Annotated in this window: 14 protein-coding genes and 1 other annotated feature; of the genes, 7 read left to right on the top strand and 7 right to left on the bottom strand. The window is 39.0% G+C overall.

Annotated elements, in window-relative coordinates:
* Positions 1–120 precede the first annotated feature (120 nt).
* Positions 121–1,164, bottom strand: coding sequence for an alpha/beta fold hydrolase (locus Q8865_05190; GenBank protein ID MDP4152824.1), 1,044 nt, complete (start codon positions 1,162–1,164; stop codon positions 121–123).
* Between the two features lie 200 nt (positions 1,165–1,364).
* Between Q8865_05190 and Q8865_05195 the strand changes: the two genes are divergently transcribed.
* The 4 genes from Q8865_05195 (at position 1,365) to rpe (ending at position 5,333) form a co-directional block, all read left to right on the top strand.
* A complete protein-coding gene (locus Q8865_05195) occupies positions 1,365–2,231 on the top strand; it encodes a DegV family protein (GenBank protein MDP4152825.1) in 867 nt (288 codons plus the stop codon).
* 13 nt (positions 2,232–2,244) lie between these two features.
* Positions 2,245–3,108: a DegV family protein gene (locus Q8865_05200; protein MDP4152826.1), complete on the top strand. Its 864-nt coding sequence runs from the start codon at positions 2,245–2,247 to the stop codon at positions 3,106–3,108.
* Positions 3,109–3,123: 15 nt separating this feature from the next.
* Positions 3,124–4,443, top strand: coding sequence for a hypothetical protein (locus Q8865_05205; protein ID MDP4152827.1), 1,320 nt, complete (start codon positions 3,124–3,126; stop codon positions 4,441–4,443).
* Positions 4,444–4,691: 248 nt separating this feature from the next.
* The gene (rpe, locus tag Q8865_05210) at positions 4,692–5,333 is read left to right on the top strand and encodes a ribulose-phosphate 3-epimerase (protein MDP4152828.1); all 642 of its coding nucleotides are present in this window, start codon (positions 4,692–4,694) and stop codon (positions 5,331–5,333) included.
* Positions 5,334–5,430: 97 nt separating this feature from the next.
* Here rpe and Q8865_05215 read toward each other — a convergent pair whose 3' ends face one another.
* Complete coding sequence (locus Q8865_05215; GenBank protein ID MDP4152829.1) at positions 5,431–6,687, bottom strand: NAD(P)-dependent oxidoreductase; 1,257 nt, start codon at positions 6,685–6,687, stop codon at positions 5,431–5,433.
* A gap of 217 nt (positions 6,688–6,904) precedes the next feature.
* Here Q8865_05215 and gltX point away from each other — a divergent pair, with 217 nt between their 5' ends.
* The gene (gltX, locus tag Q8865_05220) at positions 6,905–8,350 is read left to right on the top strand and encodes a glutamate--tRNA ligase (GenBank protein MDP4152830.1); all 1,446 of its coding nucleotides are present in this window, start codon (positions 6,905–6,907) and stop codon (positions 8,348–8,350) included.
* A 53-nt stretch (positions 8,351–8,403) separates the two neighbouring features.
* Positions 8,404–9,771: a germination protein YpeB gene (locus tag Q8865_05225; protein ID MDP4152831.1), complete on the top strand. Its 1,368-nt coding sequence runs from the start codon at positions 8,404–8,406 to the stop codon at positions 9,769–9,771.
* A 126-nt stretch (positions 9,772–9,897) separates the two neighbouring features.
* On the opposite strand, the gene tlp is transcribed toward Q8865_05225, so the two are convergent.
* The 5 genes from tlp to Q8865_05250 all read right to left on the bottom strand — a co-directional run bounded on the left by tlp (position 9,898) and on the right by Q8865_05250 (position 14,423).
* Entirely contained in the window at positions 9,898–10,125 is a 228-nt protein-coding gene (gene tlp / locus Q8865_05230; protein ID MDP4152832.1) for a small acid-soluble spore protein Tlp, read from the bottom strand.
* 165 nt (positions 10,126–10,290) lie between these two features.
* Positions 10,291–11,094 carry an ATP-binding cassette domain-containing protein gene (locus Q8865_05235; protein ID MDP4152833.1) on the bottom strand — a complete coding sequence of 268 codons (804 nt, stop codon included), beginning with the start codon at positions 11,092–11,094 and terminating at the stop codon, positions 10,291–10,293.
* Positions 11,072–11,986 (bottom strand): ABC transporter permease, encoded by a 915-nt coding sequence (locus tag Q8865_05240; GenBank protein MDP4152834.1) that lies wholly within the window; start codon positions 11,984–11,986, stop codon positions 11,072–11,074. Before Q8865_05240 ends, Q8865_05235 begins: the two co-directional genes overlap by 23 nt.
* Before the next feature lie 24 nt (positions 11,987–12,010).
* On the bottom strand, positions 12,011–13,045 hold the full coding sequence (locus Q8865_05245) for an ABC transporter substrate-binding protein (protein ID MDP4152835.1): 1,035 nt from the start codon (positions 13,043–13,045) through the stop codon (positions 12,011–12,013).
* 53 nt (positions 13,046–13,098) lie between these two features.
* Positions 13,099–13,355 (bottom strand) — a binding site (T-box leader).
* 135 nt (positions 13,356–13,490) lie between these two features.
* Positions 13,491–14,423 (bottom strand): aldo/keto reductase, encoded by a 933-nt coding sequence (locus tag Q8865_05250; GenBank protein ID MDP4152836.1) that lies wholly within the window; start codon positions 14,421–14,423, stop codon positions 13,491–13,493.
* A gap of 722 nt (positions 14,424–15,145) precedes the next feature.
* Here Q8865_05250 and Q8865_05255 point away from each other — a divergent pair.
* Positions 15,146–16,341 (top strand): extracellular solute-binding protein (locus tag Q8865_05255; GenBank protein MDP4152837.1); only part of this gene is annotated, 1,196 nt, incomplete at its 3' end.

Consider the following 16,341-nt stretch of genomic DNA (forward strand, 5'->3'; position numbering starts at 1 on the left):
TCGCAACAAATAGTATACCATAAAAATTAATTTTGTCCATAGTGTTTAAACTAGTCATCCTTCCATATTGCGGCTTAAAGGTCTTTACGTTACACTGAAGGATGGTATACCCAAATAAAATTACATAGCGCTTGGGTTTGCTTTTTTGATTGAATCGGCCAAAACCATATTTACCAACAGATCGTTGAATTTTTCGGGTTCTTCAAAACAGGGAGTATGTGCGGAGTTTTCAAACCATACAAATTTTTTGAGCGGAGCTTTTAAAACTTGAAAATACTTTTCCGCAACTTTTGACGGGATCTGAAAATCATGTCTTCCAAGGAAAAAGTAGACAGGGATATCCAAGCTATTGACGATTTTAGTAAGATCGGTTTTCAGAAATTCACCTTGTGACATGCGGGTTCTTGCTGGTGTGTTCATTCCTTTTAGCATATGAATTATATCTACAATATTATATTCTTTCGAAGTTAAGAATTTGGTCATTAAACTGGAAAAACTCTTTTTTCCGTAAACAGAGCCGCCAAAATAGGAAAGCCACTTTCTCTCCGTTTTCGTTCCGACAGAACCGCATTCATATACCCCATTTTTGGGTTTGCCAATTTTCTCAAGTTCTTGAATCGCCTTTTGATTATGGCTTTTGACAGCAGCATTTAATGCAAAATCGTATGATACTAATTCTCCTTCCGGCATATTAGACACTTGACCGGTTCCAACATAGGCATAATAAAGTTCAGGGTGCCGTGATGCAGCCAATAACCCAATAAACGTTCCCCACGAATGCCCCAGAATAAATATTTTTTCCTTATGGAATTCCGAAATTAGGGCTTTAGTCAGCTCAAGCGTATCCTCTACAAACATTTTAATATTTAACGGCTCATTTGCAGTCGCTTTGCAATAAGATTTCCCGCATGCACGCTGATCCCAATTGACGACTACAAAATTTTTTTCAAGTGAATGATTATAATATCTGAACAGACAAGATTCAGGTGAGCCGGGGCCACCGTGCAATATCAGCAAAACAGGGTTGTTTCTATTTTCTCCCCTAATCAAGACCCATTGTCTTGTATTGCCTATTGTAATCATTCTCATCTCGGCAATACTGTTGTTCATGACCCTGCCGCAATTATCTTTAAATGCAGGTGTATACGATCTAAATATTGACACAAATATCCCTTCTAATACTTTTAATCTTTCTGTTAACCAAATTTATCCTTCATTATACACGATACAGATTAAACATTCAATTATTATCAAGGCAAGATATGTATTCCTTTGCCCAAAAGAATTGATTTTTAAAAAATAATCAAGTATAATGCACCTATGACATAGTATAGAAACAGGCATGTACATGAGGAGGAGTAAGTATGGAGAAGATCAAACTGATCGCCGACGCAACCTGTGATATGGACCTTGAACTTGCAAAAAAACTTGATATTGATATTGTGCCTGTCAATGTAATAGTAGACGGGAAAAATTATTTATCCGAAATCGAAATTTCAACATCTGAAATTTATGACATAGTTGACAGTGAACCTCAGCGCCTTACAACTGCGCATCCTACACCCGAGCAGTTTATCAATTCCTTTAAAAAAGCTGCTGCAGATGGCTATACGGCTATAGTTGTCGTTGTTATTAATGCCGCCGCAGCAGGCACCGAACAATGCGTTAAGTTATCTCGAGAGCTATTCTATGAGGAAACTGGCAGGACTGATATTAGAATAGAAGTTTTCAACTCAGGTTCTTACAGCATGCTGTTTGGAACCTGCGTTTTAAATATGAGGGAGCTTATAGATAAAGGAAAAAGCGTTGAAGAACTGTTAGAGTATGCGAAATATTTTTGTGACAGGATCAGCGGTTTCGGCGTTGTCGGGACGCTTGATCACCTAAAAAAAACGGGTCGTGTTTCAGGAGCGGCCGGGTTTATCGGCAATGTGCTTGATTTAAAGCCTATTTTATTTGCCGGTGATCGTGATGTTAAAGCATACGGTAAAATAAGAGGAAGAAAAAATAGTATACCGAAAATCATTGAACTCACTAAGGAAATGGTCGATCCCGACTGTAAGGACTTTGTTGTTTTCGGCGGGAGAAACGATGCTGAAATGGCAGAGCTTGCAGACGCCTGCGAAGCGGCGTTTAATGTAAGACCAAAATACATATCACATATCGGATGTGCCCTTGCTATAAATGTGGGCACTGATCTGATACTATTAGGATTTTTGAAAAAGCTATAAGCGGAGGGCAAAAATGAGCAAAATCAAGTTAATTGCCGACGCATCATGTGACATAGAACTTGACGTAGCAAAAGACTGCGGAATTGAAATCGTTCCAATGAATGTAATACATAACGGGAAGTCATACTTATCAGAAGTGGAGATTTCAAAAGACAGGGTTTACGATTTAGTTGACGAGTGCCCAGAGCTAATGTCGACCTCCCAGCCAACCCCAGAGCAGTTTATTAATTCATTTAGACATGCTGTAAGAGGTGGATATGATACGCTTATTGTATCAACAATCAATGCCGCGCACAGTGGAACATATCAATCGGCATGTATAGCAAAGGAGCTGTTCTTAGAAGAAAATAATAAAGTTAGAATTGAAGTTATAGATTCTTATTCCTATAGCTATTTATTCGGCAACATGGTCATGAGAATGAAAGAAATGATAGATGCCGAAAAAACGGTGAACGAAATTTTAGAATATGCATATGATTACAGAGAGCGTATAGAAGCATTTGCGGCGCTTGGAACATTAGACCATTTAAAAAGAATGGGCCGTGTTTCAGGCGCAGCTAGTTTTATCGGTGGGCTTTTAAACATTAAACCAGTTATTTATGTTCACAACAAAAACGTTGAGGCACACAGCAAAATAAGAGGCAAAAAAAATGTCATGGAGCAGCTTATCAAGCTAGCTGGTGAGGTGATGGATCCAGATAGTGAGATTATGGTTCTTGGCTGCCGTAATCATGATGAGATGATCGAGTTCTCTGCAAGGATAAAAGAGATCCTCGGCAAAGAGGTTAGAATTCGCTGCAGCGTCGGATGCGTTTTGTGCATAAATACCGGTACAAACCTGCTGGGACTTGGCTTTTTAAGAAAAAAGCAAAATTAGTTGAGAGGGATTTGCTTGCTTTTTAATAAATATACCTCATCCTGTAAGAGTGAAGGGATATACCGTATCCCGGAGTATGAGAAGACGCGTCATCTTCTGCACTTGGAATGCATGTCGGCGCAGGGGATTACTTCGCTTGTGACCGGTCAGTTTATCGCAGGGTATCTCGCGTTTTTGGGGATTAATGAAACAACATCTGCTATACTTATGCAGATTCAGCTTGTTGCAAGTATTGCGTATATAATCGCGCCGCTGGTTTATGAGAGGACACGTCGGAGGCTTCATTATCTCGGTATATTCCTTGTAATATACCGTATGGCGCTTGTCGCGCTGTGTCTTGTGCCTCTTTTTGCGCGGACTGTTTCTTCAAGGATCATGATGCTTGGAGTCATAATTATCGCGGCTTACTTTTTCTCGTACCTCGGGGATGGCGGATGGGTCGATTTTATGTCTGGATGCGTTCCGGCAAGACAGCGCGGAGGATTTTTGCCCCAAAGGGATGCGAACATGGTTTTAGCGGGCACAGTCGTAAGCCTGGCACTCGGGTACGTACTGGATATATTTAGGGATCATAAGGCAGAGAATATAGGATTTTTCATTATTTTCTTCTTCGTGTTTGTGTTTGCGGCTATTAACGGCTGGGCTCTTAAATCTATGACACAGCCGCCCATTCATATTAATCGTGAAAAAATAGGACTTAAAGCAGTATTGACTCTACCGATGAAAGACAGATTATATAGAAAATATATAATATTTCATATTTTATATAACTTTTCAGTTTACATAGGGCTTTCTCTTTTTTCAATTTATCCGGTAGTTACCCTTGGCATGAGTTATTCTTATATGGCGTTTCTGGGACTTTTGGCAACGGTTTCCCGCATGGTTTCGGCAAAACTGTGGCAGCGCCTTAAATTAAAGATGAGCTGGCCTGTAATTATGATAATTGCTCATATCACACTTGCCGTCAGCTTTATCATTTGGGCGTTCGTAATAAAGGAAAATGCATATGTTCTTTTGCCGCTTGCAAATATAGTAAGCGGAGCGGGATGGGGAGGCATAGCGGTTTCACTATTTGCTAACAATGTTATTTTTGCTCCGAAACAGTCACGAACAGTATATTTTAGCTTCAATGCATGTGTCGGCGCTTTAACGGGATTTTTGTCGTCATTGCTGGGAGCTGTAGTTTCTGGGAGCTTTAAAAATATAACTATAAGTATTCTGGGATTGGATTTCTGCAATATGCAAATAATGTTTTTCATTTCTGCGGTTTTGCTACTGCTTACAGCGGTATATATATTTTTTGTAATGAACAAAGAAACGGAAAGCATCACATAGATACTTTCCGCCTTAGGGAGAACGCGTTTTCCTATATATAAAAGCAATGGTTTTGCGCGGCATTCACTGAACCTTAAAGAACCTTGAACCATATGGCTTTTTGCCGCTCCATCACTTACGATACAGGATATGCCGCCATAAGTTTTATGCTACATTTGGACTTTTAGGGATTATTTTTCTAATCGGATTTTTCTAAAAATTTAAAGGCGGCAAACCAAAAATTTTTAAATTTAAAGGAGAAATATTTTATGCTTAAGGTTGCTCCATCTATTCTGTCAGCTGACTTTTCAGCTTTGCGTGATGAAGTTGATCGGATAGAAAAGGCTGGCGCTGATTATGTCCATCTAGACGTAATGGATGGACACTTTGTCCCAAATATCACATTCGGTGCACCGGTAATCAAATGCTTGCGTTCTCACAGCAATCTAATATTTGACGCTCATCTTATGATTACCGATCCTAAATTTTATCTTGATGATTTCGCAAAGGCTGGCTGCGATTACATAACGATACATTATGAATGTGAAAATAATCCGCTTGATGTAATAAAAATGATTCTTGATAAAAATATAAAAGCCGGGATTTCGATAAAGCCTAAGACTCATGTGGGGGAAATATCGGATCTTTTACCTCTTTGCGATATGGTTCTAGTTATGTCGGTTGAACCTGGATTTGGGGGACAGGCTTTTATTCCTGAGTCACTTCAAAAAATCAAAAAACTTGATGAACTAAGAAAAGAAAAAGGATTCCACTACCTGATTGCAGTTGACGGCGGGATAAACGAAGAAACAGCAAAGCTTATAAAATCAGCGGGAGCCGATATTGCTGTTGCGGGCAGCGCTGTTTTTGGAAAATCCGATTATAAGGCGGCTATCGATGTGTTACGGTAAATAGAATAATAGCAAATTATGGTATGCCGATTGCTGGCATGATTATGTATTATTAAAAAAAGGAACCTTGTGGTGGGTTCCTTTTTTTAATGTGGCTCTATTTATTATTTTTAGAATTTAGCTCCGCTACATATTTGTCAATAGCATCTGCGACTTTTTTTGACTGCTCAACTGCGGATACAACCGTTTTGGCTCCTGTTACCACGTCGCCAGACGAAAAAACGCCCTCTCGAGTGGTGTGTCCTTCCGGCCCCGTTACAACGAGACCACTAGGATTTACCGAAATGCCGCTGGTACTGCCAACGATAAGCGAATGCGGCCCCTGTCCAATAGCGACGATAACCGAATCACAAGAAAACATGCTTAATTTATCAGTTTCTTCAAACCTTCTGTCTTCTTTCCTTATAATATCTTTTAGGATAACGCCGTTTTCTGTGATTTCAACAGGCTTTTTATAAAATAAGAATTTCACCCCGTCAAATTTAGCAAACTCTACCTCTGATTTCAGCGCGGACATATCCTCCGCACCCTTATGATATATGATTGTAACGTCATGTATTCCGTTCCTGACAGCGGTTCTTGCCGCATCAATGGCGGAGTTGCCTGCACCTATAACGCACAGCTTTCTTCCAATGTTGTATGAGGCAGGATTTTTAAGGTAATCTATAGCATAATTAACGTGTCCCAGTGTTTCACCTTTAATTTTGAGTGTTTTGGGTCGCCAGACGCCTGTCCCAATGAAAACCGCCTTATAACCGTCTTTGAACATATCGTCAACGGTAATGCCGGTTCCTATCTGTATGTTGAGCCTCAGTTTAATACCCATGTTAATAAGTTTGACCTTTAAACGCTGAAGTATTTCTTTTGGAAGACGAAATTCGGGTATGCCGTATTGAAGAACGCCGCCGATCTTATCATGCAGTTCAAACATTGTTATGTCATATCCGCGTTGGGCAAGGATAACGGCAATAGTGATGCCGGAGGGTCCTGATCCTATTATCGCGACCTTTTTATTATGATCTTTTTCCGGTATTTCAGGATTTAAGATATCAAGATAAAAGTTAGAAATATATTTTTCAATTGAGCTCACATGGATAGGCATTCCCTTTGAAGAAAGCACGCATGAACCTTCACACTGCCTTTCGTGAGGGCAGACATAAGAACATATAAGGGATAACGGGTTGTTATCGAAGAGAATTTTTCCCGCTGACTCTATTTCACCTTTCTCGAAAAGCTCAAAAGCTTCTCTGACAGGGGTGCCGACTGGGCATCCCTTCATACATCTTGCGGTTTTACACTTAAGACACCGATTTAATTCCTGTAAAGCAATTTCACTCATATATACACCTGCAATCTCTAAAATCTCTGGCTATTAGTATAACACGATTATTATAGCGAATAAAGCAGTTACTTAATTAGTATATTATACCTTTGCGGATTCATTAATAGTGGGTGACGATCATCACCAGTATAACAGCTTTTAATATGCAAATACTCTGTGGGGATTGACAAAACGAACAAAGAAAGGGTATGATATTAAATAGACATTTTTTTTGGAGAGGATTTCCCACATGAATACTGTTAGAACAAGATTTGCACCTAGCCCGACTGGTTATATGCATATCGGCAATTTAAGAACTGCCCTTTATGCATACCTCATCGCAAAGAAAGACAAAGGTCAGTTTTTGCTTAGAATCGAGGATACCGATCAGGAGCGTTATGTTGAAGGTGCAACAGAGGTTATATATAAAACATTAAAGGAAACCGGTCTTATACACGATGAGGGTCCGGATATTGGCGGCCCTGTAGGACCGTATATCCAGAGTGAACGCCGAGGTATATATAAACAATATGCTGAGAAGCTTATTGAACTAGGTGGGGCATATTACTGCTTTTGTGATAAGGAGCGTCTTGATGAACTGCGTCTTGTTCATGAAGCAAGCCATGTGCCGCACAAATACGACGGTCATTGTTCGAGGCTATCAAAAGAAGAAATAGCCGAGAAACTTGCAAGCGGCATTCCATATGTTATTAGACAAAAGATCCCTGAGGGAACAACTTCTTTTGAGGATGCTGTGTATGGAAAAATCACTGTTGACAACAGTACCCTTGATGACAATATTTTATTGAAGTCAGACGGACTTCCAACATACAATTTTGCAAATGTAATAGATGATCATCTAATGGGTATAACGCATGTCGTCAGAGGATCTGAATATTTATCTTCAACCCCAAAGTATAATCTTTTATATAACGCGTTTAAGTGGGAAGTCCCAGTGTATATTCACTGCCCGCCGGTTATGAAGGATGCGACCAACAAACTGTCAAAGCGCAACGGCGATGCTTCATACCAGGATCTTATTGCAAAAGGATTTCTTACAGAAGCTGTTTTGAACTATATTGCGCTTTTAGGCTGGAGCCCCGGCGGAGAAAATGAAATATTTACATTGCCAGAGCTCATTGAGGCTTTTGATATTTCTGGCATATCCAAATCACCGGCAATATTTGATATAAATAAGCTTGAGTGGCTGAACGGTGAATATGTCCGCAGACTTTCTGCGGAAGATTTTTTTGAGCTTGCGAAACCTTATATAGATCAGGTCGTTAAAGGTGATTTCGATAAGCAGGCTATTGCTGTGCTGTTGCAGCAGAGATGCCAAAAGCTTTCTGATATTCCCGAGCAGATTGACTTTTTTGATACCATGCCTGAATATTCATCTGAGTTATATGTTCATAAAAAGATGAAGACTGATGAAGTAAATTCACTTGAGGCATTAAAAGAGATATTACCTGTTCTTGAAGCTGTAGAAATCTGGGATTTTGACCATCTTCACGAAGCCTTGAGCGCACTTGTAACAAGGCTTGAAACTAAAAATGGCAAGATTTTATGGCCTTTACGTGTGGCAGTATCCGGCAAAGCATTCACACCTGGAGGAGGAGTTGAACTATCAGCAATCCTGGGGCGTGAAGAAACGCTTAAACGTGTTAAAATGGGTATTGAAAAACTGTCCAAATAATGAATAAAACCTCTGTGTCAGTTGAAAACTACTGGCAGGAGGTTTTACTTTTTATGTTTAATTTGATGAAATTCACCAGACGGAAATTGATCCGTATAATAAGTGTTTGCGTTGCCGTTGTGGTAGTAACCGCAGGTTTTTCTGTAAATCAATTTATGGTCAGCAGGTCGTATAGGAATCAAATAAAAGCTGGCTATCAGCGTTCTCTATTTGATTTAAACAGCTACATTTCACAGATTGGGACTACGCTTGAAAAGAATATGATCGCATCATCGCCTGCTCAGATGGTGAAACTGTCATCTGATATATGGCGCTTGTCAGGTGCCGCAAAGGCAAGTCTTGCCGAATTGCCTTTGTCTGCCTATAATATTGAGAAACTTCAAAAATACTTGTCTCAAGTTGGCGATTATGTTTATACTCTCTCGCAAAAGGCTGTGTCCGGAACTGGGATATCAAAAGAAGAGTATACAAATATGGAGTATCTCTATCAATACAATAAGGAACTGTCAGACGAGCTTCAGGATATGAGCTATGATTATTTTAACGATCAGTCTGACTTTGCAGAAGTAATTTCCTCGAAAAAGACGCTGCTCGACTTTTTCACGAGACGCAAATTACCGGATATGGGCGCTAATCTATCGGGGTCTCTTGACAGGATAAAAGAATATCCTGAACTTAATTATGAAGGACTATTTTCATCTCATCAGGAAAAAGTGCCGCCGATATTTTTACAAAATGCTAATAATGTAACTATTGCCGAAGCGAGACATTCCGCGGCGGTATTCCTGCAATGCAATGACTCAGACCTAAAAGACGCCGGCGAAACACTTGGAAAAATACAGACTTACAATTTCTCTATTGACAACAAGACAGTAACTGTCAGTAAACAGGGCGGATATGTAATAACACTTTTAGCAGAAAAAGTTGGCACCGATCAAAAGATAAGCAAGGAAGACGCAATAGCAAAAGCGCAGGCGCTGCTAAACAGGATTGGACTTGCCAATATGATAAATACCTACAACCAAGTTTCTGGCGCAGAAATCACAATGAACTTTGTTTACTATAATAACAATATTGTGTATTACAATGATCTTGTTCAAGTACAAGTCTGTATGGAAACTGGTAATATATGCGGTTATGACAGCAGAGGGTATATGTCAAACCATGATGTAAACCGGACATTTTCGGCAAATGGCATCAACACCGGTGACCTGCTTAAAAAGCTTTCCGATGGACTAACACCTGTAAAATATCGTTTTGCAGTTATTCCCAATGACGCAAAGGTTGAAGTTTTAACGCTTGAGGTAATGTGTGAGGATAAGAATAAAAATCAATTCTTAGTATTTTTAAATACCACAAGCGGAAAAGAAGAACGTATCAGTATGTTGAACAGTAATGATCAAGGTGACATTCTGACGTAATAACCTAAATTAAAAGCAGAAGATTACCCTGTGTTTAAAACTTGAGAAAGTGAAAGCCAGCGTCGTTTAGACGCTGGCTTCATAATTAGTTTCAAATGCTTTTTGAAATTTTAAGCGTGATCTTGATTAGTCTTCCCTATATTCTCTAGCCATTGCTTCGTCCCGAATCTCATGGCGCATGCCGTTAAGAGCCTGTTCGCGGCGCTTGTTTTTATCTATCAGCTCGTTTCTTGCTCTGCTGTCGTCTGTCTTATCTATCATTTCGTCTGCAAGCTCCATATTACGGATAGTTGAGTTAATATTTCTTTGAATACGCTCAACATTGTCCTTTCGGTCGTCGGGATTGTGTTTCATATAAAGCTCCTCGCCGCGGTAATTATAAAACCACAGCTGCCGCTTTTGCGGCAAGCGGCAAGCCGAATTTATCAAATTTTTTAAGATACAATTATATTATTTTACATCTAAATGATTTTATAATGGAAAAGCCTGCGATTTTTGGTCGCAGGCTTTGATTTTTTTTTAATTTCCACACTCAATACTTATTTCGTTAAATATTTTTAAAATATTTTGAAGGTCGTAATTTTGTTTTTCTTCATCAGCAATATCTAAAATTGCATTTCCTTCATGCATAAGAATCAAACGGTTCCCGTATTTCATCGCAAAACGAAGATTGTGTGTGACCATAATTGCGGTAAGGTGTTTTTCTTTAATAAACTTATCAGTAAGTTCCATTACTATTTCAGAAGTTTTCGGATCAAGCGCCGCCGTGTGCTCGTCAAGCACAAGCAGGTCGATAGGCGTCATCGTAGAAATCAAAAGAGCCAGCGCCTGACGTTGACCGCCGGAAAGCGAACCGACAGGGAGATCAACTTTGTTTTCCAGCCCAAGCTGTAAAAGCTCAAGTTGTGATTTGTAATAGTCTCTTCTATTTTTGTTGACGCCTTTGCCAAGGTCGTATGCCTTTCCTTTATTGTCTGCGAGCGCAAGGTTCTCCAAAATAGTCAGATGAGGGCAAGTGCCCTTTGACGGATTTTGAAAAACTCTTCCGATAAAAGATGAGCGCTGATGTTCTGAAAGTTTGGTTATTTCCCTTCCGTGAAGCTTAACACTGCCGCTGTCAGGCATTATGCTTCCACAGAGAATATTAAGCAGCGACGTTTTGCCTGAACCGTTGCTTCCTATAATTGAGAGGAATTCATTTTGCTTCATATTAAGACTGAAGTTATCAAAAAGAGACACCTCATTAATAGAATTCTTATTAAAAACCTTGCTTATGTTCTCAAAGCTGAGAGCGGCATTATCAAAGTCTTGTTTTATCGCCATTTTGATCACCCTTTCCTTTTGAGAACAGATTGTTTGAAACAAGAGCAGCGGTAAATAGAACAGCCATAAGCATTTTCAGGAAGTTTGTCGGAAGCCCTAGCTGCATAGCGATTGAAAGACATGCCTTATATATTATCGCGCCTAGCACCGCCATAGTTGTCTGTTTTATTATACGAACACGCTTGAAAACAGTCGTTCCGATAATGACGGAAGCAAGTGCCATAACGACCATTCCTGTTCCGCTGACAATGTTTGCAGATTCAGTCTGTTGGGCTAATACGCTTCCCGCAAGAGCAGTACATCCGTTACCGATAGCAAGCCCCAAAATCTTCACATTGCCCTGATTTTTTGCAAGTGATGTTACATACTGCGCATTATCGCCTGCCGCACGAAGCAATAATCCTGATTTTGTCTTTAGGTACCAATCAAGTGTAAGTTTAACAATCAAAACGCAAAGTAAAGCTATTATTACAATTCTGTGTGTATACACTTCATGCGGAAAAAGTTTTGCGATGCCGGAATTAAAAATTGTCGGTTTATTGTAAAACGGAAGGACTGAGCTTCCTCTTGTAACAACTAAATTTACAGACCAAAGAGCTGTCATAACAAGAATACCAGACAAAAGGTCAGTAACTTTAAGCCTTACATGTATTATTCCGGTTACGGATCCAGCAAGAGCACCACAGAAAAAGGCAATTACACAAGAAAGCCAGGGGTTAACGCCAGATGTTATCAGTGCAGCTGTGATACAGGCACCAAGCGGAAACGTTCCGTCAACTGATAAGTCAGGAAAGTCAAGTATGGTATATGTAATATATACACCCATTGCCATGATGCCGTATATAAGTCCCTCTTCGAGGACATTTTCCAGCAAACCGAGAAACACTGACATTTTAAACCCTGTCTTTCAAAAAAATTATTTATTAGTTGTAACTTTTTCCGCACTGGCATAATCAGACGGAAGAGTTAGTCCTAGTGATGCCAAAACGTCTGAGTTATACACAGGAGTGCTAGTGGATATTGACTGTACTGCAAGTGAACTTGCGTTAGCCTGACCGAGAAGAACTTTTGCGGCCATTTTTCCTGTTTCACGACCAAGAGCAACATAATCTATGCTTTCTGATGCAAGGCATCCGTTTTTGACCTGTTCAACTTCAGAGCCGAAAACGGGGATTTTCTTTGCGTTTGCTTCGTGCAGAACAGTACTTAAATTATTTACTACATTATTATCTGTGAAATTATTTATGCAGTCAACACCTTTTGCAACAATTGATGCAGCCGCTGTTGCAACTTCTGATGAATTTGTAACGCCGAGCGCCTCTATTGTAAAGCCGTAGTTGGGAGCAAGAGTTTGTATTTTAGCTAACTGGCTTACTGAATTTGGCTCGCTGGTGGTATAAATTATGCCGATTTTCTTAGCATTTGGTAAGAATGCTCTTATCATCTTGAGTTGAGCGTCAAGATTGAGCACATCGGATGTACCTGTGCAGTTAGTTCCCGGGGCATCGAGTGAATTAACGATATTTGCTTTTACCGGATCTGAAACTGCTGAAAATATTACTGGTATATTATTGTCCTTAGCTGCGCCGTATGCAGACATTGCGGCAGGGGTTGCGATGCCGACTAAAAGGTTGTATTTTGATGTAACCATGTTTTTAGCCTGAAGATCCGCGTTGCCTACGTCGCCCTGTGCGTTCTGAAAATCGATCGTGAGGTTATCGCCTTCAGTAAGACCGCTTTCCTTGAGTCCCTCAACTAACCCTTTGTAGCAGTTATCAAGAGAAGGGTGGGGGGCAAATTGTATAACCCCGATCTTATAAGATGTTTTTGTTGTTGCTGCATTATTACCATCAGTGGTATTTTTTGTGCTGTTTGTTCCACAAGCGCTTAGAGTGACTGCAATACAACCGCACAGCGCAAGTGCCATTAGCTTTTTAAATTGTTTTTTCATAATTTCCGCCTCCAATTAAATTATTAAATAAAAAAAAGCTCTTGTCTCTGATTAACAGGGACAAGAGCATAATTCTCCTGCGGTACCACCCAAATTGGCGCAAAGCGCCCGCTTATTTGTCACGCCGTTTTACGGATATGACACCTTGCTTTAACGTGCAAGTTACACCGTCGGTTCCTAATCCAGTTAAACTGTTTCAGACCGCCCTCCCGAGTCCATTCAAAACGGTTAGACTGCTGCAATCACACCTTCTGCAGCTCTCTGTAAGTTCTAAAGACCTATTTCTACTATTCTCAGTCACAGGTTTAATATATTATAAATTATTTTATATCAGTGTTTGTTCTCTGTCAAGTATTAAATTAAGAAATTTTAGCTTGATTAATGGCTTTTAGTTGTTACTACCTGCTTAAAATTATAAGGGCATATATAATAAATGTAGAGACTTTTAAAGATTATTCAATTCATCAACTGCTGAACTTGGAAGATCAACATCTGAAGCTGAAAGGGAATCGTGCAGCTGATTAATATTTTTACACCCAATTATAGCTACTGCTGGCAAAGCATTGCAGGTTATGTAACCTAGAGCTGCTGCCGTCGGAGTGATATTAAATTTATCGGCGCATTCCCTGACTTTAACAAGGCGTTTTAAATTTTCTTCTGTTAAAAATCTAGAGAGAGCTTTATTATTATTGGAATCCAAACCGTTTTTTATAGTTCGAGTGAAAAAACCCTTTGCTTGAGAAGAAAAGGCCATCACCGGAAAGTTATTTTCTAAATACCAGTTATATTCTTTATCATTCATACACACTAGTGTGGGGTCACCATGTGCCTCTGGTGTGGAAACAGCAAGGCTCCATTGGATTTGGCTTATACTAAACCCGCTCAGGCCTGATGATTTCGAATATAAATTAGCGGCTTCAATACGCTCGGATGTCCAATTCGAACATCCAATATATCTAACTTTCCCACTCTTAATAAATTCTGATAACGTTTCCATAATTTCTTCAATAGGACGATTTGTGTCATCGCGATGCAAAAAATAAATATCTATATAATCTGTTTTTAAAGCGTTAAGACTGGAATCAATATCTAAAGTTAGATTTTCACGTGAAAGACGGCTATGACCATTTAAAGGATGCCCGCCTTTGGTTACTAATATTATTTTGTGACGATTATTTCGCTCGTTAAGCCATTCGCCGATAAGGCTTTCGCTTGTACCGTCACTATACACTCTAGCAGTATCTATGCAATTCCCACCCGATTCAGTAAAACCATTTAGCAGTGAATAACTTGTTTTTACGTCAACTGAGGTACCGTAATAATCTGTACCAAGCACTAATTTTGATATTTTTAATTCATTGAATTGCAGATATTTCATAATGCACCTTTTCTATTTTATTATGTTTAGCTCTAGAGATATATTATACCAATAATACACGTCAGCACAACTACTGCAACAACATTCTCTGATAACTCTATTCACTTGGTTAATAATTCGATTACATATATAGCCGACAAAGAAATCATCAAAAGCTATGAAGACAGGACAGTTAAACCTGACTGTATATAATCGAAATAGTTGTCACAATAAATATACCAGTGTTTTAAAAGACACAAATATCAAATAGGACAATATGTTGTTTGTATTGTTATAAAACTAACAATAATTAACACACATTGATTTGATTACATATCAAATCAATAACTTACATATTGTAACTAGTTAATTATAGCTATAAGATAAATACGAACATTGAGGAGAAGATAAAGAATTCAATAACAATGATTAATTTTATTGAATTGAACATTTTATTTTTAAAGACAAATAAATTATAAAATTGTTTGTTGCAATGTTTTTTAAATTGCTTACTTCTTAATCTTTTATAGATTACTCTCTCTCTCAAAAGCACAGAAAGCACTCACGTGAGTGCTTTCTGTGCGCATCCCCTAAAAAAACTTATATAACTATAGAATGCAAAGGCTAAATATAATAGAAGTGAGGTGATTACATATCAGGTAAATAACTTACATATTGTTCGAAAGTGTTTGAAGTAATAATATTGATGATGGGAAAAGAAATTAAAAAAAGGTGGGAGCATTATGAAACAATTTTCACGAAGAATTTTCAGCGTGGCTCTCTGTGCGACTTTGGCATCGCAGCTTTTGACTGGTTGTGCGTCTAAAGATAATGCCAGAAATACTAGCACAGATACTAGTGCACCAGAGAAGATTACATATCCTCTTTGTACAGATGGATCTTTGTCGCTGACGATTTGGAAACGATTTGGCGGATCCAAATATCTTAAGAGCGATGCTGAAAATGAAGCTGTTCAGGCACTTATGAAAGCTACCGGAGTAAATTTGAAGTTTATCCATCCTGCTGCAGGTCAAGCAACAGAAAGTTTTAACTTAATGGTTGTTTCTGATAATGTTGCAGATATCATGGTTGACCATGCATACACAGGCGGTACGATTAAAGGCATTGATGATGGTGTATTTCAAGAGTTAACAAATCTTGTTCCTAAATATATGCCAAATTATAATAAGATTTTAAAAGACGATTTTGAATTTAGACGTGAAACAACTGCGGAAGATGGCAGAATCTTCTCATTGTTCTCTTATACTGACGTTGGTAACGGAGCAGTTAAAGACGATAAGAGAGTTCAGGCAGAATGGTCAAGAATGCAGCTGCGTGGTGACTGGCTACAGGAGTTCGGCATGGATGTACCGAAAACTCTTGATCAGTATGAAGCTTATTTCCAGAAAGTTTTGGAAAAGAAACCAGGCGTTGCTCCATTTACACTTGCTTCTTCCGGTTTAAATAAACAAATATTAGGCGCTTACGATTTGGACAATGATTTCTATATTAAAAAAGACGGTAAAGTTGCTTGGCCTGAAATTCAGCCAGAGTTTAAAGATTATCTGACAAAAATGAACGATTGGTATAAGAAAGGCTATATATCCCAAGACTTTACAAGTGCTAATCCAAGTAAATTATTTGCTGCTAGTAAAACAGCCTGCTACTTAGATGCAAGTAACAGTGCCTATAATGCAGGAAAGTCACTTAATTTTAAACCTACAACTGCACCATATCCGAGACTTCAAGACGGTCAGCAAATTAGAAATGGTTACTTTAACTGGCCGGAAACTATTGATGATAAGACGACAATAAGCGCTAAGAGCAAGCATATTAAAGAAGCTCTTGAGTTTATGGATTTCAGCTTTGATAAAGAAAATTACAAAATACTTGCTTATGGACCTAAGGGAGTATCTTGGAATCCTGGCCCGAACGGACA

This window comes from Bacillota bacterium (genome assembly GCA_030705925.1).
GTDB lineage: Bacteria > Bacillota > Clostridia > Oscillospirales > Feifaniaceae > JAUZPM01.

What these genes read in the sequence shown, in the direction of transcription:
- Q8865_05195 (MDP4152825.1), top strand. Translation starts at nt 1,365, where the DNA reads ATGGAGAAGATCAAACTGATCGCCGACGCAACCTGTGATATGGACCTT.
- Q8865_05235 (MDP4152833.1), bottom strand. Translation starts at nt 11,094, where the DNA reads ATGGCGATAAAACAAGACTTTGATAATGCCGCTCTCAGCTTTGAGAAC.
- Q8865_05225 (MDP4152831.1), top strand. Translation starts at nt 8,404, where the DNA reads ATGTTTAATTTGATGAAATTCACCAGACGGAAATTGATCCGTATAATA.
- rpe (MDP4152828.1), top strand. Translation starts at nt 4,692, where the DNA reads ATGCTTAAGGTTGCTCCATCTATTCTGTCAGCTGACTTTTCAGCTTTG.
- Q8865_05245 (MDP4152835.1), bottom strand. Translation starts at nt 13,045, where the DNA reads ATGAAAAAACAATTTAAAAAGCTAATGGCACTTGCGCTGTGCGGTTGT.
- Q8865_05250 (MDP4152836.1), bottom strand. Translation starts at nt 14,423, where the DNA reads ATGAAATATCTGCAATTCAATGAATTAAAAATATCAAAATTAGTGCTT.
- Q8865_05200 (MDP4152826.1), top strand. Translation starts at nt 2,245, where the DNA reads ATGAGCAAAATCAAGTTAATTGCCGACGCATCATGTGACATAGAACTT.
- gltX (MDP4152830.1), top strand. Translation starts at nt 6,905, where the DNA reads ATGAATACTGTTAGAACAAGATTTGCACCTAGCCCGACTGGTTATATG.
- tlp (MDP4152832.1), bottom strand. Translation starts at nt 10,125, where the DNA reads ATGAAACACAATCCCGACGACCGAAAGGACAATGTTGAGCGTATTCAA.
- Q8865_05240 (MDP4152834.1), bottom strand. Translation starts at nt 11,986, where the DNA reads ATGTCAGTGTTTCTCGGTTTGCTGGAAAATGTCCTCGAAGAGGGACTT.